Genomic DNA, 26807 nt, shown 5'->3' on the forward strand with positions numbered 1-26807 from the left:
GTTTTTGTTGGGTTTTCAGACCTGCGTTCCGGGCTTTCTATACAGCATGCCCGGCACACCTTGCACCAAGAAGAACATGCTCCCAGCCCGGTGCCCGTCGTCAACGAATGGCCGCTACCACATTCTCCGAGGCGCGACCGTTGTCTCGTAGGCGAGAAGCACGCAAGCTAGCGGCGCCCGCCTGCAAGGGTGGTTAGCTACTGTCAGGCGGCGAGAAGAAACAGTTTACGTCGTTTTCCGTCGGATGAAGGCAGATATGATACCGGCCATCGCCGGAGGGGATTTCGTCCCCATACGGAATGAAGAACAGGTGTGGTTTTGTCACGAGGTGGTGGTCGCCCTCATGCAGGAAGACGGAAAAGCCGCGAGGCCCTCGACTGATGTCGCGAGCGGGGATGGCCTGACAATCTCCAACCAAACCCTGAGCTTTGCAGCACGCCGGAGGATAGGTCCAGCCGCTCTTTGCTTGATGGGCGTCGGTTCGAACGATGGTGCAGACGGAGATCACCCCAAGTGTGATCAGCGATACTGTTGATGTGGCGAGTGTCATTGCATGCCTCCTTAGAGGCAGCCCCTCGAAAAACGCCGGGAGGTTGCGCACTGATTACCAAAACGCGCGATTTTTTTCGACAGCTCGATCAGTTGTTTTTGCTATCAGACTGCACCTGAAAGACCATCGCCGTGATGCTTAGCGGCGCACGGAGGCGGGTCGAACATCGGCCCCATCAAGGTACTCCTCGGCTGCGTCGAAGTGAAATCAAACTTCTGCTGCGCCGACCGCACGGATGGGACCTCCGTTCTCCGACACGTGGGAAAAGGCATCCTGCTGTGCTCCAGAGCAACCATCGGGGTGAGTAGGAGTGGAGACTCCGAAAGATCTCGAAGTATCTACGTTTGCAAAGCGAGGCTCAATTCTTTCGACCTTTGATACTCCACGCCGTCTATCGAACGACCAGGTTGATTGACTGAATATTATTAAAGTCTAATTTAGCTTACCTTTATCACGCACCCGGGAGGTAACAATGCGTGAGCCAGATATGCAAAAACTCGATGCGCTCGTCGGTCGTCTTGTTGGCGACGTCGGTGCCGCCATGTCAGGTGCCCTGGTCGTGCTTGGCGACCAGGTCGGAATCTACAAGGCAATGGCCGACGGAACGCCTTTGAGCGTTGAGCAGCTTGCTGCGAAAACGGGGGTGAAGGAGCGTTATCTCAGGGAGTGGCTCAGCGCCCAGGCGGCTGCCGACTATGTCGCTTACGATGAAAAGACCGATCGTTTCAGCCTGACACCGGAGCAGGCGATGGTGTTCGCCGAGGAAAACAGTCCGGCCTTCTTTGTCGGAGCCTTCGAGGTCGTGCAATCCATGTGGATGGACGAGTCAAAGGTCGCCGATGCCTTCCGCACCGGCAAGGGTCTCGGCTGGCATGAGCACAGCACCTGCCTTTTCCGAGGCACCGAACGGTTCTTTCGCCCGGGCTATAACAGTCATCTCGTGGCCGAATGGATTCCGGCTCTGGCCGGGGTCGAGGCAAAGCTCAAGGCCGGCGCCAGCGTCGCCGATGTCGGCTGCGGTCATGGGGCATCGACCATCCTGATGGCGCAGGCCTATCCCGCTTCCCGCTTTACCGGTTTCGACTATCACGGCCCGTCGATCGAAAGAGCAAAGGCTGCCGCGAAGGATGCAGGTGTCGCCGACCGTGTGACCTTCGAGCAGGGCTCAGCGGCGGAATTTCCGGGGCGCGGCTACGACATGGTCGCCATGTTCGATTGCCTTCACGACATGGGCGATCCCGTCGGCGCCGGCCGGCATGTCAAGGAAACGCTTGGTCCGAACGGGACGTGGCTGATCGTCGAGCCCTTCGCCCACGACAACCTCAAGGATAATCTCAACCCGGTCGGCCGTGTCTATTACGGAGCGTCGACGATGATCTGCACGCCGGCATCGCTCTCCCAGGAGGTGGGGCTTGGGCTTGGCGCGCAAGCGGGCGAGATGAAGCTTCGAAAGGTCGCGCTCGACGCCGGCTTCACGCATTTCCGTCGCGCCACGGAAACGCCGTTCAACATGGTGTTCGAGGTGCGGGCCTGAAGGTTCTGGGTTGCAAGGCCGCCAGCTATCTCAGCTTGCCGATGCTGGCATACATGCCCGTCGTGCGGAATTCGGTGGGATTGGTGCCGTAGACGCGGCGGAAGACCTTGGAGAAATAGTTGGGGTCCTCGAAGCCGCACATGATGGCGACTTCCTTGACCGGCAGGAAGTCTGCCTTGGTCAGAAGTTTGACGGCGCGCTGCAGGCGTTGCTGCAGCACGAATTCGGCCGGCGGCATGCCCTCGCTCTCGGCAAAGCTGCGCGAGAAATGCGCGCGGCTGAGGCCGACGATACCGGCAAGCTCGCTGACCGGCAGCGGCTTTTCGAGGTTGGCGTTGATATGGTCGATCACCGGCTGCATGAAGCTGAGCTCGGCGGCAAAGGCCGGCGAGCCGAAGACATCGTCGTAAAGCGCCATCGCCGCTTCATAGGCAATCGCCGAAGCGGCACCCGGCGACGTCGCGCCCTTGACGAGGCGCAGGCTGCAATCGGCGAGATGGTCGATCGTCGAGGGCTGCAGCTTCAGCACCGGGCCGGCGGTGGACAGCACCATCTGGTGGATGCGCAGCGTTTCCTCGCCATTCATCGAGATCCAGAAATATTCCCAGCGGTCGCCTTTCTCCAGCCAGTAGCGATGATTGTGCGGCACCAGCACGAGCAGCGTGTCGCCACCCTGAAGGCGATAGTTGCGGTGCTGGTAGCGCAGCTGGCCGCTGCCGCTGATCGTGTGCTGCAGCACGGTGAAGGGCGTCTGGCCGCGCCGACGGCCGTCCCAGTCATAGGACTCGTTCTCGCGCACTTCATAGCCGGCGCTGGTCGGCATGGCATGCAATCGCTGCCGGCCGCGGGGCAGCGAAACCGTCCTCATCGACTGTCCGTTGGCGATCAAATCCTGCAGCACAAAATTACCCCTGAAAGCATAATCCTTCTCTGGTCGCCCTGCCGATTTTGGGCATAATCCCGATCGACAAGAGGAAGAGACCACGGTCGACAGAGCGGCCGGGAGGAAAAAGGCAGATTTTACGGCGTTTTCAGCCACATGCGACAGCATGCGGCCTGATCCTCCATGGCCTTCTTTTCCTTAGCATTCGATTGGGTCGAGGTGAAGATCATGAGTTTCAAAATCGCTATCATCGGTGCGGGCAGCGTCGGTTTCACCAAGAAGCTGTTCACCGATATATTGTGCGTTCCCGAGTTTCGCGACATCGAATTCGCGCTGACGGATCTCAGCGAACATAATCTCGAAATGATCAAGGCGATCCTCGACCGCGTCGTCGAGGCGAACGGGCTGCCGACGAAAGTGACGGCGACGACCGACCGGCGCCAGGCGCTGGAAGGCGCGCGTTACATCATCAGCTGCGTCCGGGTCGGTGGGCTCGAGGCCTATGCCGACGATATCAGAATCCCGCTGAAATACGGCATCGACCAATGCGTCGGCGATACGATCTGTGCCGGCGGCATCCTCTATGGCCAGCGCAACATCCCCGTCATCCTCGACTTCTGCAAGGATATCCGCGAGGTCGCCGAGCCCGGCGCGAAATTCCTGAATTATGCCAACCCGATGGCGATGAACACCTGGGCGGCGATCGAATACGGCAAGGTCGATACCGTCGGTCTCTGCCACGGCGTCCAGCATGGCGCCGAACAGATCGCCGAGGTGCTCGGCGCGAAATCGCTGAGCGAGCTCGACTATATCTGCTCCGGCATCAACCATCAGACCTGGTTCATCGACCTTCGCCTCAACGGCCGCAGGATCGGCAAGGACGAGCTCATCGCCGCCTTCGAGGCGCATCCGGTCTATTCGCAGCAGGAGAAATTGCGTATCGACGTGCTGAAGCGTTTCGGCGTCTATTCCACCGAAAGCAACGGCCATCTCTCGGAATACCTGCCCTGGTATCGCAAGCGGCCGGACGAAATCACCCGCTGGATCGACATGTCCGACTGGATCCACGGAGAGACCGGCGGCTATCTCCGCCATTCCACCGAAACGCGCAACTGGTTCGAGACGGAATATCCGCAATTCCTGGAATCCGCCGCAAAGCCGATCGATCCTTCCAAGCGCTCGAACGAACACGCGAGCCATATCCTCGAGGCGCTGGAGACGAACCGGGTCTATCGCGGCCATTTCAACGTCAAGAACAATGGTGTCATCACCAACCTGCCGTCCGATGCGATCATCGAATCGCCGGGCTTCGTCGACCGCTTCGGCATCAACATGGTCTCCGGCGTCACCCTGCCGGAAGCCTGTGCGGCGACCTGCATCGCCTCGATCAATGTCCAGCGCATGTCGGTGCATGCGGCGATATCGGGCGATATCGACCTCTTGAAGCTTGCCGTGCTGCACGATCCGCTGGTCGGCGCCGTCTCGACGCCTGAAGAGGTCTGGCAGATGGTCGACGAAATGGTCGTTGCCCAGGCGCGCTGGCTGCCGCAATATGCGCATGCCGTGCCGGCCGCCAAGGAGCGGCTGTCGAAATCGAAGGTGCAGACCCGCGACTGGGCGGGGGCCGCACGCCGCAACGTTCGCTCGATCGAGGAGCTGCGCGCGGAAAAGGCGGCGCTGAAACAGGCCGTCTGATTTTCTTGAAGGATGGGTCGTCATGGGTTTCCGGGAGGGAAGCCCATGGCGTCAGGCCCGCTTTCATGTCGTTCGAGGAAAAGGAGCCGCGAGCCGTGCTCCGGAACAAGAGGGAGAAACGATGATGAATTTCCGTAACGCAGGCATTCTGGCCGGACTGGCGCTCAGCGTCTCAGCCGCGGCGCTGAATGCATATGCCTCCGAACCAACCGTTCCGCCGGCGCCGGCGGACTTTCCCGCCGAAGGCAAGATCAACTATGTGGCGCGCGACTCCATCCTGGAGTTCAAGGCGCTGCCCGAATATCACGAGCCCGACTGGGTCACGAAGAATTTCGTCGCTACCGGCAAGCTGCCGCCGGTCAAGGACCGCCTGCCGAAGGAACCGCTGGTCTTCAAGACAGGCAATATGCCCGACGGCATCGGTGTCTACGGCGATACCATGCGCCACGTCATCGGCGGCCGGCCGGAAGGCTGGAACTACGGCGCCGGCCAGACGCAGGGCTGGGGCGGCATCGATATCGGCCTTTCCGAATGCCTGACGCGCACTGCGCCGCTGTTCCAGGTGCAGGCCTCAGACACCGAGCCGCTGCCGAACCTCGCCAAGAGCTGGGATTGGTCGCAAGACGGCCATAAGCTGACCATGCACCTGATCGAAGGCGCCAAATGGTCCGATGGCGCGCCATTCAACGCCGACGACATCATGTTCTACTGGGACGACGAAGTCATCGACCCGAACGTCTCGCCGCTCGGCGGCGGCGCCTCGCCGGAAGCCTTCGGCGCCGGGACGACGCTGAAGAAGGTCGACGATTACACTGTCGAATGGACCTTCAAGGAAGCCTTCCCGAAGCAATATCTCTACACGATGTCCTACCCGAATTTCTGCCCGGGTCCGTCGCACATCCTGAAGGCGAAGCATCCGAAATACTCGAAGAACACCTACGACCAGTTCAAGAACGCCTTCCCGCCCGAATTCATGAACATGCCGGTCATGGGCGCCTGGGTACCGGTCGAATATCGCCCGGACGATATCATCGTCATGCGCCGCAACCCCTATTACTGGAAGGTCGACGAGAAGGGCGATCAGCTGCCTTATCTGAATGAGCTGCACTACAAGCTCTCGACCTGGGCCGACCGTGACGTTCAGGCCGTGGCAGGATCGGCTGATTTCTCCAACCTCGAACAGCCGGAAAACTTCGTCGCATCGCTGAAGCGTGCCGCGGAAGAAACCGCGCCCGCCCGCCTTGCCTTCGGCCCGCGCCTCATCGGCTACAATCTGCGCATGAACTTCTCCGCCAACGGCTGGGGCACCCCTGACGAGCGCGGTGAGGCGATCCGCGAGCTGAACCGTAACGAGGACTTCCGCAAGGCCGTCACCATGGCCCTCGACCGCAAGGCAATCGGCGACTCGCTGGTCAAGGGACCGTTCACCGCGATCTATCCCGGCGGGCTCTCCTCCGGCACCAGCTTCTACGACCGCAACTCGACGGTCTACTACCCCTTTGATCTTGAGGGCGCCAAGGCTGAACTCGCCAAAGCCGGTCTCAAGGACACCGACGGCAACGGCATCGTGAACTTCCCGGCCGGGACGCTCGGCGGCAAGGACGTCGAAATCGTCATGCTGATCAACAATCAGTACACGACCGACAAGAGCCTTGCCGAAGGTGTCGTCGGCCAGATGGAGAAACTCGGGCTGAAGATCGTCATCAACGCGCTCGACGGCGCAAAGCGTGATGACGCCCATTATGCCGGCCGCTTCGACTGGCTGATCCAGCGCAACACGACGGAACTGTCGTCGGTGGTGCAGAATACCGAACAGCTTGCCCCTGTCGGCCCGCGCACCAGCTGGCACCATCGCGCCGGCAAGGATGACCAGCTCGATCTGATGCCCTTTGAAAAGGAGCTTGTCGACGTCGTCAACAAGTTCAGGACCAGTCAGAACAACGAGGAGCGCGTCGATCTGATGAAGCAGTATCAGAAGATCTCGACGGAGCACGTCAACACCGTCGGCCTGACGGAATATCCGGGCGCCCTGATCGTCAACAAGCGGTTCTCCAACGTGCCCCAGGGTACGCCGATCATGATGTTCAACTGGGCTGAAGATTCGGTAATCCGCGAACGCCTGTGGGTGGCTGCGGACAAGCAGGGCAAATACGAGCTGTTCCCCGAACAGCTGCCCGGCAAGCCCGGCGAAAAGGGTCCCATAAACTGATGCATGCCGCCCGGAAACAAAGAGTTGAGGCGCGTCGCATGTGATGCGACGCGCTGGAGAGCTCCCTCCCAGCCCGAAGTGAGCTTCCGGCCGCGCGTGCAGCGCGCGGCCGGGCAAAACCAACAAGCCGGCCGCGCTGACAAGGAGCGACTGGCGGCAAGGAGAAGCGAACCGTTCGATGTTACGATTCCTGCTCGTGCGCATAGCCTCTGCGATCCCCATTCTCTTCATCCTGAGCGTGGTGACTTTCGCGATCATCCAGGCCCCGCCTGGCGACTACGCCGATTACATCCGCTCCCAGCTGATCAACCAGGGCGGCGCGTCCTATGCCCAGGCCGAAGCGCAGGCGCAGCTCTACCGGGTCGAACATGGCCTCGATAAGCCGCTGGTCGTCCAATACGTCAACTGGATCGGCGGGATCGTGACGCGCGGCGATTTCGGTTACAGCATGTTTTACAACAAGCCGGTCGCCGATGTCGTCGGTGAACGCCTGCCGCGGACATTGCTTCTGGCGCTCGTCTGCCATCTCTTTGCCTCGGTGCTCGGCATCGGCTTCGGCATCTGGGCGGCGACGCGCCAATATAGCTGGATCGACAGCCTGCTTTCGGGGATTTCCTTCCTCGGCATGACGGTACCGCGCTTCCTGATGGCGCTGATCATCGTCTATCTCCTGGTTTTCCAGCTTAACGTCTCCGAAATCGGCAGCTTCTTCTCGCCGCAATATGGCGGGGCGCCCTGGTCCTGGGCGAAGTTCGTCGATCTGGTCCACCATGTCTGGCCGGTCGTGGCGATCGCCACCTTCGGTGGGCTCGCCTACAATATGCGCGTCATGCGCGGCAATCTGCTCGATACGCTGAATGCCCAATATGTCGAGACGGCCAAGGCCAAGGGGCTTTCCGGCGCAGCGGTGGTGATGCGCCATGCGGTGCCGAACGCGCTGCACCCGCTGGTGATGTACCAGGGCGTCGTGCTGCCCTACATGCTGACCGGCGAGATCGAAACCGCGATCATTTTCGCATTGCCGACCGTCGGCCCGGCGATCGTCGGCTCTATGGCGGTCGGCGACGTCTATGTCACCGCCACCTTCATGATGGTGCTGTCGGCGACACTGATCGTCGGCAACATCATCGCCGACATGCTGCTTGCTTTGCTCGATCCCCGCGTCCGCCAATATGGAGGAGCCTGAGATGTTGGCTTTCGACTCTTCTGCTACGCCGCCGACAACCGACATCGAGACCAAAAAACAATCGCGTGGGCATGAGAGCTATATCGCCCTTGTCTGGCGCCGGCTGAGGCGCTCCTGGACCGGCATGGCAGGGCTGGTGCTCGTCGTGCTGCTGCTCGTCATGGCGATCTTTGCCGATTTCTTCGCGCCGATGGACCCGAAGGCGACCGATGTCGGCTTCGCGCCGCCGCAGATGATGAGCTTCCACGACAAGGACGGCAATTTCGTCTTCCAGCCGCGCGTCTATGCGCTGTCGGATTCCGAAGAGCTCGACCCGGTCACCTTCCAGCCGATCGTCGGCATCGACTACGACAACCCGCGGCTGCTCGGCTTCTTCGTCAAGGGCGCTGAATACCGGCTCTTCGGCCTGATCCCGGCCAACCGGCACTTCTTCGGCTCGACCGACGGCCAGCCGGTGCATTTCCTCGGCACCGACAAGTTCGGCCGCGACGTGCTGTCGCGTGCGATCATCGGCTCGCGCATCTCGCTGACGATCGCCCTGACGGTGGTCTTCATCGTCACCATCATCGGCACGACCGTCGGCATGGTGTCCGGCTATTTCGGCGGCACCTTCGATGTCTGGCTGCAGCGTTTCGTCGAACTGGTGCTCGCCTTCCCACAGCTGCCGCTCTATCTGGCGCTGACCTCGCTGATCCCGGTGACGGCGCCGACCAACGTCTTCCTTGCCTTCGTCATCGCGGTGATGTCGGCGCTCGGCTGGGCGCAGATGTCGCGCGAGGTGCGCGGCAAGACGCTTGCGCTCGCCCGCATCGATTATGTCAGGGCGGCAATGGCCGTCGGCGCGACCGACACGCGCATCATCATGCAGCACATTTTCCCGAATGTGATGAGCCATGTCATCGTCGCGGTGACGCTGCACATACCGAGCGTCGTGCTCTTGGAATCCTTCCTCGGTTTCTTAGGCTTTGCGGTCAAGCCGCCGCTGATTTCCTGGGGCCTGATGCTGCAGGACACGGCGACCTATTCCGTCATCGGCTCTTATCCCTGGATTCTCTCCCCCGTCGGCTTCGTGCTCGTCACCGTCTTCGCATTCAATGCGCTCGGTGACGGATTGCGCGACGCGGTCGATCCTTATTGAGGTGATTGATATGGCTCTTGCACTGGTCAATTCCTTCGCCCCGCCCGTCCGCCACGACCATGATGGCCGCTCGGACACGCCGATTATCGACGCCCGCAATGTCGCGGTGAATTTCAAGGTCGAAGACGGCATGGTCGAAGCCGTCAAGGACGTCTCGTTCCAGCTCTATCGCGGCGAGACGATCGCGATCGTCGGCGAATCCGGCTCCGGCAAATCGGTAACGGCGCGAACGGTGATGGGGCTGTTGTCGAAGCGCGCCGTCGTCTCCGAGAAATCGACGGTCGCCTATGACGGCAGCAATATCCTGAAGTTCTCCGAGCGGGCGCGCCGCAAGCTGCGCGGCGACCGCATCTCGATGATCTTCCAGGAGCCGATGAGCTCGCTGAACCCGATCTATACGATCGGGAGCCAGATCGTCGAAGCGATCCGCGTGCATCGCCGGATCAGCAAGAGGGACGCGCAAAAGCGCGCGCTCGAACTGCTCGAACATGTGCAGATCCCCGATCCCGCAGCGCGGCTCATGCAATATCCCCATCAGCTTTCCGGCGGTCAGCGCCAGCGCGTGATGATCGCCATGGCGCTTGCCAACGATCCGGATGTACTGATCGCCGACGAGCCGACGACGGCGCTCGACGTCACCGTGCAGGCGCAGATCCTCAATCTGATCCGCAACCTGCAGAAGGAACTGGGGATGGCCGTCATCCTCATCACCCACGACCTGACCGTGGTGCGGCAGTTCTCGGATTACGTCTATGTGATGCAGTACGGCGAAGTGCGCGAGCACAACACCACGGAAGCACTGTTTGCCAATCCGCAGGACGCCTATACCAAGCATCTGCTTGCCTCCGAGCCGCGTGGCCAGGCCAATCCGCTGCCGGAGGGATCGGACGTCATCCTCGATGCCAAGGGCGTGCGTGTCTCCTTCATGATGCGCCACGGTACCTTTCTCAAGCCGGCGATGCGTGAGCTTGTCGCCGTCGACAGCCTCGACCTGACGCTGCGCCGTCACGAAACGCTCGGACTCGTGGGCGAATCCGGCTCCGGCAAGACGACATTCGGCCAGGCGATCCTGCGGTTGAACACGCCCGATAGCGGTGAGATCCATTTCGACCATCAGCCGATCCACGGCCTTTCCAGGGCCGAGATGCGGCCCTTGCGCGCCCGCATGCAGGTGGTGTTCCAGGATCCTTTCTCATCGCTCAATCCGCGCATGACGATCGGCCAGATCATCGAGGAAGGTCTCGTCGTCAACAGGCTGGGCGCGACCAAGGCCGAACGCCAGGACCGGGTGCGCGAAGCGCTGATCGCCGCCGGCATGCCGGGCCATATCCTGTCGCGTTTCCCGCACGAATTTTCCGGCGGCCAGCGCCAGCGCATCGCCATTGCCCGCGCCATCGCGCTCGAGCCGGAATTCATCCTGCTCGACGAGCCGACATCGGCGCTCGACCTTTCCGTCCAGGCCCAGATCATCGAACTCCTGCGCAAGCTGCAGGACGAGCGGGGCTTAAGTTACCTGTTCATCTCCCACGATCTCAAGGTCGTCAGGGCGCTCTGCCATCGCGTCATCGTCATGCAGCATGGCAAGATCGTCGAAGAAGGCCCCGTCAACGAAGTTCTCACCCATCCCAAGACCGCCTACACCGAACGGCTCGTCAAGGCCGCTTTCGAGGTAGCATGATTGTCGAATGCCGGAGGTTATAATGGCAGCAAATCCCAAAATCACGTTCATCGGAGCAGGCTCCACCGTCTTCATGAAGAACATCGTCGGCGACGTGTTGCAGCGTCCGGCCCTGTCGGGTGCGACGATCGCCTTGATGGATCTCAATCCGCAGCGGCTGGAAGAAAGCGCCATCGTCGTCAACAAGCTGATCTCGACGCTCGGCGTGAAGGCGAAGGCGGAGACCTATTCCGACCAGCGCAAGGCGCTATCGGGCGCCGATTTCGTCGTCGTCGCCTTCCAGATCGGCGGCTATGAACCCTGCACGGTCACCGATTTCGAAGTGCCGAAGAAATACGGGCTGCGCCAGACGATCGCCGATACGCTCGGCGTCGGCGGCATCATGCGCGGGCTTCGCACCGTGCCGCATCTCTGGAAGGTCTGCGAGGACATGCTCGCGGTCTGCCCCGAGGCGATCATGCTGCAATATGTCAACCCGATGGCGATCAACACCTGGGCGATATCGGAGAAATATCCGACCATTCGCCAGGTTGGCCTCTGCCATTCGGTGCAGGGCACGGCGATGGAGCTCGCCCACGACCTCGACATCCCCTACGAGGAAATCCGCTACCGGGCGGCCGGCATCAACCACATGGCCTTCTATCTCAAGTTCGAGCATCGCCAGGCCGACGGTTCCTATCGCAACCTCTATCCCGACTTGCTGCGCGCCTATCGCGAGGGCAGGGCGCCGAAGCCTGGCTGGAACCCGCGCTGCCCGAACAAGGTGCGCTACGAGATGCTGACGCGGCTCGGCTATTTCGTCACCGAAAGCTCGGAGCATTTCGCCGAATACACGCCCTATTTCATCAAGGAGGGCCGCGACGACCTGATCGAGAAATTCGGCATTCCGCTCGATGAATATCCGAAGCGCTGCATCGAGCAAATCGAGCGTTGGAAGGGCCAGGCGGAGGCCTATCGCTCGGCCGACAAGATCGAGGTCAAGCCGTCGAAGGAATATGCCTCCTCGATCATCAACTCGGTCTGGACCGGCGAGCCCTCGGTGATCTACGGCAATGTCCGCAACAACGGCTGCATCACCTCGCTGCCGACCAATTGCGCCGCCGAAGTGCCCTGCCTCGTCGATGCCTCCGGCATCCAGCCGACCTTCATCGGCGACCTGCCGCCGCAGCTGACGGCGCTGATCCGCACCAATATCAACGTCCAGGAACTAACGGTGCAGGCTCTGATGACGGAAAATCGCGAGCATATCTATCACGCCGCGATGATGGACCCGCATACGGCCGCCGAACTCGACCTCGACCAGATCTGGTCGCTGGTCGACGATCTGCTCGCCACCCATGGTGAGTGGCTGCCCGAATGGGCACGCACGACCCGCAAAGTACAGGCCGCCTGATCCCCTCTCCCGGGTGAGGCGTCAAGGAGCCCCGCGGTCGCAACAACCGCGGGGCTTTTGCGTGGGATGAGGCGTAACGGGCCACTCGTTGGTTCGGCTTCTGTCCAGATCGCACTTTCCCGAACGTGATGAGCCCCGAGCGTAAGCAGTGGTGCCGATATTTTCCGCGCGCGCTGAGTTCTCAAAATTATGGTACTTGAAAGTACCTAAAACGTCCCTATAGTTGAATCCCTTGGAGAGGGAATCGGCCAATGGACTTCGCACTCCTTTTCAACCTGTTCCGGAAGCCCAAGCAGTCCAACGTCACTGACGTCACGCTCTGGCACAAGCACGACACACTCCTGCCGGTGCCACTCGTCGACGCCGCCGCCCGAAACCCGTCGGGACAAATCTGGCGCCGGCTAAACGGTGTGCAATGGGAATATAAGCAGGACCCCGAAACGATTGAAGAATACGATGCTCGACAATATTGAGGCTTAAAGCCCAACCGTCGCAGTGAAATTTGTCATAACGGATCTTTTCCGAGTGATCATCGTCGTCGGGTACACCAGCGCGCACAGGTGACTCGGCGGTGGCTTCGCCCCTGACGAATGACGTCATAGCCGCCATGGCGAGAGGCCGCGCTGCGGGCGCCACAACGAGGTCCGACAGCAGCGATATCAGATCCGGACAATACGAACGCGACATTAGCCGGCGCCGGGGGAAGTGATTCCGTTGTCACCAACCTGCTGTTCGGTCTGGCATTTTGAAGTCGATGCGCAAGCGAACCGGCTGTTTCTACTGCTCCTGGCCGGGCTGGTTCTCTTATCAGCATCTGTCGGCGCAGAGCAATTTGTCGGCAGAGCTTCGGTCATCGACGGCGACAGGATTGAGATCGCCGGACAGCGGATCCGGCTGATGGGATCGATGCTCCGCAAAGCTGGCAGGCCCGTCGCGACGCGGCAGGGAGGCCGTACTACTGCGGCAAGGATGCCGCGTTCGTAATAGGAACGTTCCTGCGGCAACCTGATATTCCCGTTCCGGCGTGGAGGATTTGGCATGCCTACGATTTTGTACCGAAACGATCAGGAGCCGCTTCATACGATCGCGAAGTGGGCATGGTGCATCTCCTCTGACCGACAATAAGAATATGTCGGCTACATTGAGTTCGGTCGGAGGATCAACGGGGCCTCACGCTTTCAGTGGAAGGTGTGCCCGCTCGCAACGCGATTCGTTCTTGGGCGAGCGTTCTTGGCTGCCATGGACAACGCATCAACTATTCTTTCAGGACCCGCCGGCTTGGTGACGACAGGTCGCTCCTCCGGGCTCGCGATAAGGTCGGGGTTCATGGTGAAATACACCACCCCAAGTCCGAATCCGGAAAACAGCGCGCGGGCAATGGACGGTCCGGTGATTCCATCCCCAAGCCGGACGTCGATGATGGCGATGTCTGCTTCGGAGCCGAGCTGCAGAGCCTCCGACATGTTCCCCGCGATGCCTGTGATTTCGAATCCGGCGTCGATCGCGACGTCCTCAATCACCAGAGCGATTCCCGGTTCGTCTTCGACGATGAGCAGGCGCATGTTTCGTCTCCAGGGCGGCTACAGAATCGGCGAGGCGCTCTCTGGCGTCGCCAATCGAAAAACACTTCCTACCACAGGCGGTTCCACGTGTAGGACTTGAGTCTGAAGCATCCCCAACTAAGGTCCGAACAAGGTCCGGGCGGTCGTCCAATCTGACATATTCGCATGACGCTATTCTTTATTGTCCATCAACTTCTCGGAAAGATGGTGTAGCAAGGTGTCATGGTTCGGTGAACTCTGGAGTGCATCGACAGCCGCAGCGAGGGCAAATTGCCCGCGACAGCTCTGAATGTCGCAATGATGCTGAGAACACCATTCCGTCACCGCATCAACGACAAGTTCGATATCATTATCGGAAAGGGAGGTTAGTGCTTGAAACATTTTTGCGGTCCATTGATCTGTGGACGAGGCTAATTTGGATCGATCACCATACGAGTAAGATTGCCGCGACATATGAAGATCGGAAGTAAGCCACGCTTGCTGCGGCAGCCAGGGTCATAAGCGTCGTCCCTTGGACTCCTTCTTTCCAGATGCCATCTCCGAATATCTATTGGACTAGTGTCGTCGATCCATCCTGAACATCAGATGAAGGGGCCACGGGGAAGGGAAAGTATGCTCAATCACACCAGTCGTTACGCTACTTCGGCCTGCACGTCTTGGCGAAGCCTTCTTTGAGCAGCTTCTTGCCAATTTCTTCACCGTTAGTTCGGTAGTGATGATGAGCGGCCGGTGCGTTGGTGTCTTGTCACCGCGCAGCTGATTAAACGCGCAACCTTTTTTCAGCCAGTAGCTCCAGCAGCCGGCCCTTGGCGATCAGCACCAGCTTCCGTTCCAGGCAATTGGAGAAAAAAAGCCCCGCCTTAGGTAGGACGGGGCTAGTCTGGGTTGCGGCGGGCCGCACATTGAAGTGTAGGTGGCTGCCTTATCAAATCTCTGCACGACCCGACTCCTTACGATCGGCCGAGCTAAATTGTTCCCGTGCCGGACAGATTTTTTATCCGCCTTTCGGCCGGCCATGTAGTTCCAGCAGTTTCTGATATTGTTCCTCGACCCTCCGGCACGCCTCCCGCGTCGTTACTCGGCCGCCAACTCGGAAGACAGCGGCCGAACTGATAGGGGTAATGCCGCGCCGGGTGTGAGCGAAATGCCGCGCATTGTCACGGACCACTGGTCGTGATCGCCGCCCCAACACTTCCACCGCCGGTAATACATCAAAGGACGCCCCGATCGTCCTTTGAGCAATCTGGCAGAAGCGCATCGCTAGGACTAAGCTGTACGGGTTCGTGTTTTGGAGCAGTGCCATGGAACTGGTGAATACTGCCTGCACAAGCTTGGAAGCTTTGTTTACAACACTTACTATCTGAATGGTGGGGCAGTGGCGCTCAGTTTCGCCATTTCCATTGCCTTGGTTCTGACGGTTTTCGCGGTGGAACTCACCTATGTGGAGTTCGGCAATTCCGGGTTCCGTCGGGTTCTCTTCGAACGCAGCAAATCCACAATCACCGACATCGTCTATTTCGTCCTTCAGGCGACTGGTGCAAAGCTCGGTCTGGACCGCGACTACTTCAACCAAACCGATCCGTTCCGCGCAAGCATCGCCACAGAAATCCGTTTCTTCCAACGCGCGGGGCAAGCTGCCAGGGCCAAGCGCCGCATAAGCCCTATAAGCGGAAAACCTGCCTCGCCGCAGGGACTGTCGGGCCCGGAAAAGCGCCGGTAGCGCGAAGCTGGCATCGCTCTGTTGTGATAAGCGGCAGCTTTCGGGAATCCACGAACTAGCTCCAAATGACGGAAATGGGTCGATTCCAGCCGCCGCTTCCGCTCCAACAAACCCGGGTTTAATGCGTTGATGTGGAGCCGATCGCAAAGCCGTTGGAAAGGCCGCCGAATTCATAAATACCCGTGCAGAAACCTATAGCCGATAGACTTGCCCCTCGGGGGCTCAAACATATCAACATGCTCGGTCGATACGCATTCACACCGCCGGATTTCGTCGCAGGCGGGGAACTCCGACCGCTGCGCGATCCATCAATCCCGAATCTCAGTCTCCACCGGCTCCGATCTTGCCGAGACCGTGGACGCGATCGGCAGCATCGACGTCAGCGTCCGGGTGGAGCTCGTCTGATCGTTACGGCGGACGAAAAGAACATCTTCGGTGATGGTTGCGAGGCACCAACCCGCGAATGTGCCATTCATGTGATCTGCTCCATGGCTCTGACCGGCCCCTGGACACCGCCTGCCGCTAAATCCCGGGGGGCGCGGCTGCTATGCCTGTCTTGTTCGAGGACCGCCTGGTACGAATCTTGCGCGCAGGCGTCATCAATGATGGTGGTGCATCGGCAAGTGCCTCGCGGGCAGCCGAGGTCAAGTTTGTGGCAACGAAATCTGCCTCCCCAAGCGCGGGCGGTTGCCTTTCCTTCTGGTTTTCCACCCAAAGGACCGCGCCGACGCGAATGGCTGGGTATATGCGCTTGAACCGACGAACAAGTATAGTGGCGTGCCTTGCCGAGTCCTCGTTGAGGAAGCAAACGACGATGGCGTTCGATTGTTTCGGAACGAGGCTCATGGCGCGGCGATTGGGGATGTCAGAATGCCTCGCTGCGACCACCTCGGCTCCTTGTACCTGAAGAATCTGGGCAAGCATCGCAGCCGACGCGTCGTCGAGCGGGCCCCTGCCTCCGACGCAAAAGACGGTCTTGCCCCGTCCGTCAGGTAGTTCGCTCTCATCCCCATTCCCTTCCTTGGGGGGGCTGGGCCGACCTGCCGCTGGCTTCTCCTTCTGTTCCTCTTCTTCTTCTTCCTCTTCCTGCTCTTCTTCCTGCGCGATTTCCGCGAGGTTCGAGACCAGCGTGATGGCGGTCCCGAACACCTGTTCCATCTGCTCGGCGGTCAAGACGCCTCGACGCCTATCCTTCTCCGCGAGGAGAAGGGCAGGAATGGCAACCTTGCCATAGTAATCCTCCAGATAGTCCTCCTCGAGGAATTCCTCAGCGTAATCGGTCGCCTCATCGGGATCGCCGGCGAGAAGCCGCTGGTACAGCCGCTCCTTGGGATCGAGCACCGGGTCACTACCAAAAACGACCTCAAGGAACTCGAACTGCGGGACATACCGGCCCAACACTGCCAGACACACGGTCAGCGGCGTGGACAGCACAAGACCGACTGGTCCCCACAGCCATGCCCAAAAAATCGCCGCGACGATGATTGCCAGCGGAGAAAGGCCGGTACGAGAACCATAGAGCCAGGGCTCGATGACGTTGTTGCTGGTCAATTCCAGCACGAGGAAGATGGCCCCAACCCAAAGAACAAGGCTCCAGCCAGGGTCAACTGCAAAGGCCAGGAACAGCGGCAGAACCGTCGCGATGACAGGCCCTATATAAGGGACAAATCGAAGCACGATGGCTAGCATCCCCCAAAGCGCTGGATTTGGAATGCCAACCGCCCATAGTCCGAGCGCCAATGGTACGCCGTAGGCGCAGTTCACCACCAGCTGCATAAGAAGATACCGCGCGACGCGGCTACCTGCCTCCTGGATGGCTTCTGTTGTGCGATGCAGATCGCCATAGCCAACGAGCCGGATAAAGCGATCGCGAAGCTCTTCCCGCTCTAAAAGCATGAATATTACGACGACGATGATCAAGCCCAATGAGGCGATGGGGCCGAGCAGAGGACCAATCAGGCTAGTCAGCGTTTCAATTGGTCTACTAGGCGCGAATATCTCAACGAGCACGGGCTCCCTTGGTGTTGATCCGGTACCTGGAGCAACTGGGCGCTCCCCGGCGTTGCTGAGCTCACGACCGACGCTCTCAACGACTGATGTCAGGCGCCGCACAATACCGCTATCCGTTCCACTTTCATGGAGAGACCGAATTTTTGCTATGATGTTGCCCTGGTAGGCCGGAAGGTTCTGGGCGACTTCGGCTACGTGTCCCGCTACGACAAGCCCGAACAGGACGAGAACAAGAAAAGCGATCACGACGGTGACGATGACCGCCGGAATACGCGGCATGCCAAGCTTTCGAAGACGAGAGGATATGGGAGCCAACGCGAACGTCAAAAGGACTGCGATGGCTAGCGGAAGAAGTACATTCTTGCCGAAATACAGAATGGCAATAACAGCGAGTACACTCGCGAAGGCAGGCATGCGTGAAGGGGCGGATGGCGAGGTCGAATAGACGCGGCGGGGGCCGAGGTCATTTTCCAATTCCGCCTCCGTGATCTTGGCGTCGCTCGAAGACATCGATGTGTCGGTCGCTCTCACCAAGTCTTTGGAAGTTAGGGCGCAGATCGGCCTCGGCAATGGTGACGGACCTTCCTCGACGGGCTTTAGGGCAACGCTCCGAAAAACAGCCCCCTCGTTTGGGCCATGTCGCCGATCGCAACTTGCTGTAGGCCAGTTCCTTAGCCACTCGTGCTGTTGCGTGCGCCTCTACCGCTGCCGGAAATGGGCGCTGCAGCATTCCTTCAATCCCGCTCCGAGCCAATGGGACCTTTTACGGTAGAACACGCGGCATCGCCCGGCTATAAGGTTCCAAGCCACGTTGGCCTTTTAGCGGTAACCGATGCCCAATCCTCCCGAATCCTCAGGCGAAAGCGTTGGCAACCCGAGCACGGGTCGCAATCAGCCAACAGATTCAGCAACGCCCGCGGCCGCCTCGAATTCGCCAGGAATCACCCAAGGCGACAATCCGCAACTCCCCCACGGAACCTTCGTGCAAACTCGACAGGCTGCGAGCAATCTACTGCGTGCGCTACGCCGCGATTTGGCGGCAAGTTCTGCTTTGGCGAAGACCAAGACGATGGCTTCGTTTTTGAGAACGAAGCTAAGGAGGTCGATGCGGCTGGAAACCATATCAGCTCCCGCCAAATGGATGACGACCGCTATGGCCAGGGCCGGGCGCGCGATTCGCGATCGGGGTTCCAAGCCGCGCGAAAGTCGCCGACGCCGATTTCTTCCGGCGAACTGGTGGAAATTCGCTATGGGGTCGGCCTTGCTTGTCTGCCTCTTCGTATGCAGCGTGCTGGTGTGGGCCCTCAAGGACGTGCCCTGGAGCGAAATCCGGGATGGAACGTTGAAGCCGATCGTGGTGCTGGAAACCGCCGACGGCGAGCCGTTGGTGAGGCAGGGGCCCTATCAAGGGCCCTATGCTCGATACGACGAGTTTCCGGCCAATCTGATCGATGCCGTCCTTTCCATCGAGGATCGCCGATTCATGGATCATTTTGGCATCGATCCCATGGGCATCGGGAGGGCCCTTCTGCGCAACCTGGAGGCTGGCTCGGTGGTGGAGGGGGGCAGCACGATCACCCAGCAACTTATCAAGCTGCAATACCTCGACAGCGATCGAACGATAAAGCGCAAGATACAGGAGGTTGTGATCGCGGTCTGGCTGGAGTGGAAGCTCGGCAAGCGGGAAATCCTGACGCGCTATCTCAACAGCGTCTATCTTGGCGCCGGCGCCACCGGAATGCCCGCCGCCGCACGCATCTTTTTCAACAAGGATATTGGTGGCCTCAGCCTGTCGGAGTCGGCCATGCTGGCGGGCTTGCTGCGGGCGCCGAGCCAATGGAATCCCATCGACAATTTCGAAGGCGCCCGGCAACGCAGCATGGTCGTTCTCGACGCGATGGCGGCCAATGGCAAGATCACCACGCCACAATTGGAGGAGGCCAAGACGACCTTTGCCAGGCTGCAACCCACGACGCCCACGCCACGCTCCGGAAGCTGGTTTGCAGACTGGATATCCCCCCAAGCAAGCGAAATCGCCGGCTCCTCGCCCGGTTCGACCACGGTGCGCACCACGCTGGTGCCGCGGTTGCAGCAAATCGCCGAAAAGGTCGTGAAACGAGCCCTCGACGGTGAAGGAAAGACGGTCGGAGCATCGCAGGCGGCCTTGGTCGCGATGACGCCCGACGGCGCGGTCGTCGCGATGGTTGGCGGGCGCGACTACAAGGCAAGCCAGTTCAACCGCGCCGTCACCGCGATGCGCCAGCCCGGTTCCACCTTCAAGCTATTCGTCTATTACGCGGCATTGAAGGCTGGACTCACCTTGTCCGACCGGGTTCTCGACGCGCCAATCGACATCGACGGCTGGGCGCCGGAAAATTCCGGTGGCGATTATCGCGGTTGGGTAACGCTTGCCGAGGCGTTCGCGCGATCGCTCAATGCCGCGTCGGTGGCGCTTGCCGAAGAGGTTGGTCTGGACAATGTGATTGCCGCGGCGCGCGAACTCGGCATTGATGCGCCGCTGCCCAACACACCGTCTCTGGCGCTTGGCACTTCCGAGGTCAATCTGCTCAACCTCACCAGCGCCTATGCGTCCGTCCAACTCGGCAGGGCACCTGTCAGGCCCTGGGGCATCATCGACTTTCAAGCGGCAGGGCAGCCCAAGACATTTCGAGTTGGCTCACAAGCAAAGCCGAATGTCGATCTTTCGCCCTACCAGTCGGATCTCGTCGGTCTCCTGCAGTTGGTGGTCGAGCGCGGCACTGGACGTGGAGCGGATCCTGGAACGTTCGCGGCCGGCAAGACCGGCACGAGCCAGAACAATCGGGATGCCTGGTTCGTCGGCTTCACGCAGGCACTCATCGTCGGTGTCTGGGTTGGCAATGATGATGACACGCCGATGAAGGGCGTGACGGGCGGCACCCTGCCAGCGCATGTTTGGCGGGACTTCATGCGCGAGGCGATGGCAGAATCCGCGCTGAGTGGAGTGCGATCGACAGAAGACGCAAACAATGGTCAAGGCGCGCCGCCGTCCTGCAACATCACCGCCTGTTCGCGCGCCTACCGCTCCTTTCGGCCGTCCGATTGTACCTACCAGCCATATTCCGGCGGCCGACGGCTATGCGAAAAGTGATGTGGCTCGGCAAAGAGCACCGATTGCCCAGGATCGCGTCAACGATCGGTCGCTCGCTGCGCTCGGAGCGCCTGTCTGAAGTATCATCCTGAACGGTCATGGGCCGCCGTCCGAGATCTGGCGTCTCATCAATCCCTTTTTGCCAAAAAAAATGGCCCGAGCGTTCGTGGCGCTCGAACCTAGGAGGTTGGTTTCCCAAGATCTCCTACTTATCGGCAAACATCGTCACCCGATCGGATGATCCTGTCCTGATGCCGTGGACTTGCTGGATTAATCACGGACGGTGTTTGCTCCAGGTCCAGGGAGGAGATCTTGGCTGCGCACGGTCACCGGGACGGCCGGGCAAGTGAGGCGAGATCAGGGCTCGCCAAGGGTGCGCCCCAAGCGGAACGGCTTGCCGGGGGCAGTCGGTCCCGGGTTCCGCTCGTTGCGAGCGTCGCTAACGCTAACCCTCCTGCGGCTGCCCTTTTAACCGGTCAAGCCGTGCGCGAACTGGCGCCGGCGCGGACGCGCCTTCGCCTGGTATGCTCATTGTCTGGAGGGGCGTGGCCGGCACGGCCGCGCGTCAAGCTTGGGCGAGCGGCCGCGGCCGCCCGCCCCGATGCTGTTACGGATTTTTGGCGCCACGTGGCCAACCGCGAGCCATCCGCTCGGTCGCCGGACAAGTGTTTGCGGACAACAACGATCGACCATCACCGGCGTGGCATTGAAAAGGAGCCCGGACTGGCCGCGATCTGCCGTGGGCGCGAGCATTTCGTGTATGTTTGGAAAAGATCTCGATTAACCGTATGGCTCGATTAGTATCGGCAGAGGAAACGGACGCTGGACCACGTACAACCACTGCGATATCCAGATCAGAGGCAACATTTGGTAAACAAACCACTAAAGGTTTCGCGTGGGCTTTGAAGCATTGAACAGGCTCTGGGAGGGCGTTCGGGAATCCAGCCACGACTTTCGTGCCTCGACCGACATCTTCCCTTCGCTCGATATTGACAAGACCAGTTCCACGCTCGATCTGCGGGCAAAGGGTGCCGAGAACGGCAAGCTCAATCGGCCCGCTCCAAGCGCCGCGTCGCCGGACGAGGTCGAACAGCGGATAGTCTCTCGGATCGAGGAGGAGAAGGCCGCCTCCTATCAGGTCCTCGAGGATCAATTTCAGACCTTCGAGGGTCGTCTGCGCAATCTTGACTTCGAAGGGCAGTTTGGACTGATCCGGCAAGCCAACGCGTCGAGCGTATCCGACTTCAAGGCCGAGGTGGCGAGTGGCGTCGACGAGTTGCATGGGCTGCGCCGCGATCTCAAGGCCGCCGAGGACGAGATGTCATCCTTCAAGGCGAAACACAACCTCGATCGCGCCGCGAAGGTTTCGACCACCGCCGCACAGGCCTTCAAGATTGCCTTGATCGTTTTCCTCGTGCTCTTCGAGATGATCATGAATGGAAGCTTTCTCGCGAAGGGAAGCGAGCAGGGGATCGTCGGCGGCGTGACGGAGGCGATCGCGTTCGCCGTCCTCAACATCGGATCGGCTCTGCTGTTCTCGATCTATTGCGTTCGCTTTCTGGTTCATCGATCCCTGTTTTTCAAGCTGCTCGGGTTCTGTGGGCTGGTCGCCTATATCTGCATCGCCCTGGGCATCAATCTTGCCCTGGCCCATTATCGCGAGGTGTCATCGACCGTTCTTTCCGGAGCCGGCGCGGAAGTCATATCGCGGCTCAGAAACGCGCCGCTGGAGCTTGCCGAACTGAATTCCTGGATGCTCTTTGCCGTCGGACTGCTTTTTTCGATCCTGGCCTTCATCGATGGGTGCTACCTGACGGATCCCTATCCGGGCTTTGCCGGTGTCAGGAAGCGGTTGGACAGTGCGCGTGCGAACTACATCGACAGGAAGCTCGAGCTCATCGACAACCTTCGTGACATAAGAGACGATCACAACGCGAAGATCGAGGAGATCGTGCGCGATCTCAGCGGACGGCGCCAGGAATGCGCGGCCATCATCGCTCACCGGACGCGGACGGTGGGACTGTTCGCGGAGCATCAGAGCAATCTCGAGCGCGCCGCGAACGCGCTGCTGACGATCTATCGTGACGCAAACCGCGCGGCACGGTCGGAACCCGAGCCGGGTTATTTTTCTCAACCCTACAAGCTCGAGCGCCTGACACCGGTGGTGCGTACCAGCGAGGAATGGGATGACGCGGTCTTGAGTGGCCGAATTCAGGCGGCTCAGGCGGAACTGTCGGAGCAGATTCGCAGGATCGGTGCCGAGTTCGAAGCCGCTGTCGAAAATTATCACAAGCTGGACAACATATTCCCGGAGGCCGGCCTTGGCGCGATCCAGCCGTAGCCGCAGGCGGGGTGGCAATTCCGCAGGGCTGATTGTCGGCGCCATTGCCCTTGGCTTGGTTTCTGTCGCCATTATCGGCGCGTTCGGGTGGCTCAAATACAGGGCAAGCAGCACCGTGGTGGTCGACAAGGCCTCCCTTTGCCCGGTCACCGGCGCGACGTCCGAAACCGCTATCCTGCTTGACGTCACCGATCCCATTTCCGACACGACTGCGCTCGATCTCAAAAACCAGTTTCAGCAAATCGTGGCCAGGGTTCCAGTCGGCGGTGCCATCGACATTTATTCGCTCACCGAGAAGGAAGGCGAGCCGGAGCGAACGTTCCATGGCTGCAATCCAGGCAGCGGTGAACTCGCCGATGAATGGACCAGCAATCCGCGACTGATTCAGGATCGCTGGGAAAAAGGCTTCCAAAAACCCCTCGAAGACATAGCTGGCAGGCTGGCATCCGGCAAGGCAGGCGATGCCTCGCCGATCATGGCCGGCATCCAGCGGATCAACCTTGAGGTCTTCTCGAGCCTCCCCGCCGGAACGCCCAAAGCCCTGTTCGTCGCCTCCGACATGATCGAACACACGCCGGCCTTTTCGAACTACCGCGACGGTGTTGCCTATTCGAAATTTCAGAAAAGCGAGGCGCGTGATAAGTTCAGGACATCTCTCGACGGGGTGTCGGTGAAGATCCTCGCGTTTCAGCGTCCAAACCTGAAATTCTCCGTCGAGGAACTGGCTGAATTTTGGAGAGAGTGGATCACAAAGAATAACGGCTACTTCGACGGTTTCATCCGTCTGGAAGGACAACGCTGATGGCCTCGAGAGAGGTGACAAAGTCCGCGATCCGCGACTACGGGCCGCTGGTGCTCTTTGCGCTCACGACGATCGGCGGCATGGTGTTCATCTGGACGGCAAAGCTCTGGGGATGGTCGACGACGGTCGTCACCGTGGTCCCGTTGCTGCTGATGGCAACGTATTTTCTCGCTTCGCTGCTATTGGCGGGTTTCCGCCTGCATAACGAGCAGGCCGGTGACAATCTCTACTACATGGGCTTTCTCTTCACGCTCTCGAGCCTCGGTGTGTCGCTCTATCTGTTTGCCGGTGAGACCTCCATCGACACGATCGTGCGAAACTTCGGCATCGCGGTGACGTCGACGATTGCCGGGGTGACGCTCCGGATCCTGTTCAACCAGATGCGCCGCGATCCATTGGACATCGAGCGCAGTGCAAGGCACGAACTTGCCGAGATGACCAGGCGCGTCAGAACCGAACTCGATTCATCCGCCCGGGAGTTTTCGAACTATCGCAGGGTCAGCAACCAGATGCTGTCGGAAGGGTTCGACGAGATCGCCCGCCAAGCCGAGAAGAACGGCGAAGATATTCGCAAGGCGATCGAGTCGCTGTCGAAGGAGGCGATCAAGCCCATACAGGAGGCGGCGCAGCAGCTTTCGGCCATTATCGAATCCCACAACAAGACCATCAACGACAGCAACAACAACGCGGCGGCAAAATTGGCCGAAACCACCGGTCAGCTTTCGACGATCATCGACAGGTTCGGCGGCGCGGTGGAAAGCGTGGGCGCACGGCTTGGCGAGATACGTGCCCCGGAAGACGTCATCAAGATCGAGCTCACGCCGGTCATCGAGTCGATCAGGGAGATGACCGAGGCCCATTTGAAGCGCATGGAGGCGGATACCGAGCAGGGGCGTTCCTATATCGAACAAACCAGGCAAGCGCTGCAGCCGTTGCAGACCCTTGAAGAAAAGCTCGACCGTATCGCCAACGCTCTTGAGAAGCCCCCGATGCCGTTGCCGCCTGAGGCAGACCCGATCCAGAGCACTCAGCCGGCCGTTCCAACCGGGGCTTCGGTCTCCGAGGAAACTGCGATCGACTTGGCCAGTCTTGAAGGCTCGCCAGCCAAACCCGTCGAAGTCGACGATAAGCCGCGACCTGCATCAGCGATCGAGCGTAAGAGGTGGTTCAATTGGCAGCGCACATAGCCGAGACCCCGAAACTCGAGCATAAGGGCTACAATCGCGGCCTCATTCTGGGGCTGACCATGGCTGAATCCATGTTGCTGCTCGTCTTTTGTCTCCTGCTGGTGGCGGCAGCGCTCGTGACCGCCGAAAGAAAAAAGCGATATGAGGCCGAGCGGGAGCTGCAGGTCACCGAGCAAAAGCTCGCGGAGCTCAAAAAGGACAATTTCGACGCGACTGCCCGGGTGGTTGAACTTCAGGCCAGGCTTGGAGCCGGCAACCTCTCACCCATCGATCGGGAGAAATTCGAAAAGGAATGGCGGGAACTGATTTCGGCCCGCCAGGCCGTTGACCGCTTGCGGAAAACCGGGGTCGAGATGGCCGACCTCGAAAAACTGGCCGCGCTGCGGAAAGTCCTGGACGACAACGACATAAATCTTGACGCCGCCCCGGCGGAGATCAAAAGGCTTGTCACCGCCAACGCGGCGGCGAAAAGCCCGCACGAGTGGCCGCCCATCATCAACCTCAGCGAAGCTGGCGGCTATTATTTCAGGTCGGGCAGTGCCGAGCTGACCAGCGAATTTCAGCAGAAACTGGGCACGTCCATTTCCGACCAGATCGCGGATAACCTGTCTCGCTATCAGGTCGACGTCATCGAGGTCATCGGCCATACCGACGAGCAGCCGCTGGCCCGCACGAGTTCCAATCTCGACAAAACCTTCATCGATGTCCTGGACAGCAAATTGCCGATCACCGCCCTTGAGCCGGCCGACAATGCCGGGCTGGGATTGGCACGGGCGATGGCCGTCGCGAATATCCTCAAGGCGAACCCAAAACTGAGCCAGGCAACGGTGCTCCCCATGTCGGCGGCGCAATTGATACTTCCGGGCGATACCGTCACCGCAGGACAGGCAGGAAATGTCGAGGCACGACGACGCATCGAAATCAGGATCCGGAGACGGGCTCAGTCCCTGTCTCCGTGATCAATGGCCCCATTGCGGCGACCGCCATCCGGCCTTCAGCGCCTGGGCTTCATCACAGAACCAGCGCTCGCCTTCCTTGGTGTCGACTTTGGTGCGGTCGTACCACGGAGACCATGGCGCGTGGTAGATGTGAACGTTCTCTGAGATATTTCCCTTGATGGGGCAGCCCTTCGGGGCCCGTTGCTCGGCCACCTTCCATCTCTCGGCACGATAATCCCATGCGGGGATCGTGAAGGCCTGCCAAATCCCAAGGTGCTCGCGGTGGGCCCTGTCTTCGAGTGTGACGTAGTCGGTGGAGTATTTTCGGAATGCCCATGCGTTGCCCGACGCGACCATTTCGGCATTGATCTCACGCCGGCCAACACGACACACACCCAGCTGTCGTTGATAGATGTCCACTCCGCGGTCATCGCAGACGACGTCTCCCGATGACACCAGTTCTTCCAACGCCGCGATGGCAACCTTGCCGCAGGGCCAATCTCGTCCGGAAAAAGAAGCGCATTTCTGTCCGGCCTCGGGTGCATCGATTCCGTTGAGCCGAACCGTGATTTGGTCAAGAAGGATGGTGTCCCCGTCTATGACCCGCACCCTGGCAGCAGTCGATTCCCGTGGGAATGCCCCGATCGCGAATATGATGATGACGGTTATCCAAGCCGTTTGTCTAAACTTCGTGATCGCCGACAAGGAGTTGCCTTCTCTGTTCTTCGGAAATGCGACGCGAGGCGCTCGCTTCCAAATTCGCACGCAAAATCCCTATGCCGGCTTAGCGCAGGTTTCCTTGCTGGGAAAGATCGGGAATTCTCCGAGCGCGGCCGATCACGAGGCAATGC

General features: G+C 60.0%; 20 protein-coding genes and 1 pseudogene. 15 read left to right on the forward strand and 6 right to left on the reverse strand.

All coding sequences use genetic code 11. The features are described from left to right. Window positions 1–193 precede the first annotated feature (193 nt). On the reverse strand, window positions 194–550 hold the full coding sequence (locus tag A6U98_RS36490) for a hypothetical protein (RefSeq protein WP_082934029.1): 357 nt from the start codon (window positions 548–550) through the stop codon (window positions 194–196). Between the two features lie 472 nt (window positions 551–1022). Here A6U98_RS36490 and A6U98_RS32520 point away from each other — a divergent pair, with 472 nt between their 5' ends. Beyond that, complete coding sequence (locus A6U98_RS32520) at window positions 1023–2084, forward strand: class I SAM-dependent methyltransferase (protein ID WP_064655315.1); 1062 nt, start codon at window positions 1023–1025, stop codon at window positions 2082–2084. Between the two features lie 25 nt (window positions 2085–2109). On the opposite strand, the gene A6U98_RS32525 is transcribed toward A6U98_RS32520, so the two are convergent. Further along, complete coding sequence (locus tag A6U98_RS32525) at window positions 2110–3135, reverse strand: AraC family transcriptional regulator (protein WP_197496468.1); 1026 nt, start codon at window positions 3133–3135, stop codon at window positions 2110–2112. A 60-nt stretch (window positions 3136–3195) separates the two neighbouring features. Here A6U98_RS32525 and A6U98_RS32530 point away from each other — a divergent pair, with 60 nt between their 5' ends. The 8 genes and pseudogenes from A6U98_RS32530 to A6U98_RS37915 all read left to right on the forward strand — a co-directional run. After that, on the forward strand, window positions 3196–4662 hold the full coding sequence (locus A6U98_RS32530; protein WP_064655368.1) for an alpha-glucosidase/alpha-galactosidase: 1467 nt from the start codon (window positions 3196–3198) through the stop codon (window positions 4660–4662). Window positions 4663–4783: 121 nt separating this feature from the next. Further along, on the forward strand, window positions 4784–6871 hold the full coding sequence (locus tag A6U98_RS32535; RefSeq protein ID WP_064655317.1) for an ABC transporter substrate-binding protein: 2088 nt from the start codon (window positions 4784–4786) through the stop codon (window positions 6869–6871). Between the two features lie 178 nt (window positions 6872–7049). After that, on the forward strand, window positions 7050–8057 hold the full coding sequence (locus tag A6U98_RS32540; protein WP_026188757.1) for an ABC transporter permease: 1008 nt from the start codon (window positions 7050–7052) through the stop codon (window positions 8055–8057). Between the two features lies 1 nt (window position 8058). Then, entirely contained in the window at window positions 8059–9195 is a 1137-nt protein-coding gene (locus tag A6U98_RS32545; protein WP_064655318.1) for an ABC transporter permease, read from the forward strand. A 10-nt stretch (window positions 9196–9205) separates the two neighbouring features. After that, window positions 9206–10873, forward strand: coding sequence for an ABC transporter ATP-binding protein (locus A6U98_RS32550; RefSeq protein ID WP_064655319.1), 1668 nt, complete (start codon window positions 9206–9208; stop codon window positions 10871–10873). A gap of 22 nt (window positions 10874–10895) precedes the next feature. Next, a complete protein-coding gene (locus A6U98_RS32555; protein ID WP_064655320.1) occupies window positions 10896–12266 on the forward strand; it encodes an alpha-glucosidase/alpha-galactosidase in 1371 nt (456 codons plus the stop codon). Window positions 12267–12517: 251 nt separating this feature from the next. Next, on the forward strand, window positions 12518–12739 hold the full coding sequence (locus A6U98_RS32560; protein WP_064655321.1) for a hypothetical protein: 222 nt from the start codon (window positions 12518–12520) through the stop codon (window positions 12737–12739). 307 nt (window positions 12740–13046) lie between these two features. After that, window positions 13047–13243, forward strand: a pseudogene (locus tag A6U98_RS37915) (thermonuclease family protein); the annotation flags it as partial. A 201-nt stretch (window positions 13244–13444) separates the two neighbouring features. Here A6U98_RS37915 and A6U98_RS32570 read toward each other — a convergent pair. Beyond that, window positions 13445–13828, reverse strand: coding sequence for a response regulator (locus tag A6U98_RS32570; RefSeq protein ID WP_064655323.1), 384 nt, complete (start codon window positions 13826–13828; stop codon window positions 13445–13447). A 1288-nt stretch (window positions 13829–15116) separates the two neighbouring features. On the opposite strand from A6U98_RS32570, the gene A6U98_RS32575 reads away from it, so the two are divergent. Then, window positions 15117–15548, forward strand: coding sequence for a hypothetical protein (locus tag A6U98_RS32575; protein ID WP_082934031.1), 432 nt, complete (start codon window positions 15117–15119; stop codon window positions 15546–15548). 308 nt (window positions 15549–15856) lie between these two features. Here A6U98_RS32575 and A6U98_RS37005 read toward each other — a convergent pair whose 3' ends face one another. Then, a complete protein-coding gene (locus tag A6U98_RS37005) occupies window positions 15857–16024 on the reverse strand; it encodes a hypothetical protein (RefSeq protein ID WP_156667922.1) in 168 nt (55 codons plus the stop codon). A gap of 46 nt (window positions 16025–16070) precedes the next feature. Next, a complete protein-coding gene (locus A6U98_RS32580) occupies window positions 16071–18068 on the reverse strand; it encodes an AI-2E family transporter (RefSeq protein WP_197496469.1) in 1998 nt (665 codons plus the stop codon). Between the two features lie 322 nt (window positions 18069–18390). Here A6U98_RS32580 and A6U98_RS32585 point away from each other — a divergent pair, with 322 nt between their 5' ends. The 5 genes from A6U98_RS32585 to A6U98_RS32605 all read left to right on the forward strand — a co-directional run bounded on the left by A6U98_RS32585 (window position 18391) and on the right by A6U98_RS32605 (window position 25977). Then, window positions 18391–20688 (forward strand): PBP1A family penicillin-binding protein, encoded by a 2298-nt coding sequence (locus A6U98_RS32585; protein ID WP_064655326.1) that lies wholly within the window; start codon window positions 18391–18393, stop codon window positions 20686–20688. An 895-nt stretch (window positions 20689–21583) separates the two neighbouring features. Then, on the forward strand, window positions 21584–23029 hold the full coding sequence (locus A6U98_RS32590; protein WP_064655327.1) for a hypothetical protein: 1446 nt from the start codon (window positions 21584–21586) through the stop codon (window positions 23027–23029). Further along, entirely contained in the window at window positions 23010–23831 is an 822-nt protein-coding gene (locus A6U98_RS32595) for a hypothetical protein (protein WP_064655328.1), read from the forward strand. The genes A6U98_RS32590 and A6U98_RS32595 overlap by 20 nt, the downstream gene beginning before the upstream one ends. Then, complete coding sequence (locus tag A6U98_RS32600; protein ID WP_064655329.1) at window positions 23831–25018, forward strand: hypothetical protein; 1188 nt, start codon at window positions 23831–23833, stop codon at window positions 25016–25018. The genes A6U98_RS32595 and A6U98_RS32600 overlap by 1 nt, the downstream gene beginning before the upstream one ends. After that, window positions 25003–25977, forward strand: a complete 975-nt coding sequence (locus tag A6U98_RS32605; protein ID WP_064655330.1) for an OmpA family protein — start codon at window positions 25003–25005, stop codon at window positions 25975–25977. Before A6U98_RS32600 ends, A6U98_RS32605 begins: the two co-directional genes overlap by 16 nt. Here A6U98_RS32605 and A6U98_RS32610 read toward each other — a convergent pair whose 3' ends face one another. Beyond that, entirely contained in the window at window positions 25978–26721 is a 744-nt protein-coding gene (locus A6U98_RS32610; protein ID WP_064655331.1) for a thermonuclease family protein, read from the reverse strand. Window positions 26722–26807 lie beyond the last annotated feature (86 nt).

The sequence above is a fragment of the Rhizobium sp. WYCCWR10014 genome (assembly GCF_001657485.1).
GTDB lineage: Bacteria > Pseudomonadota > Alphaproteobacteria > Rhizobiales > Rhizobiaceae > Rhizobium.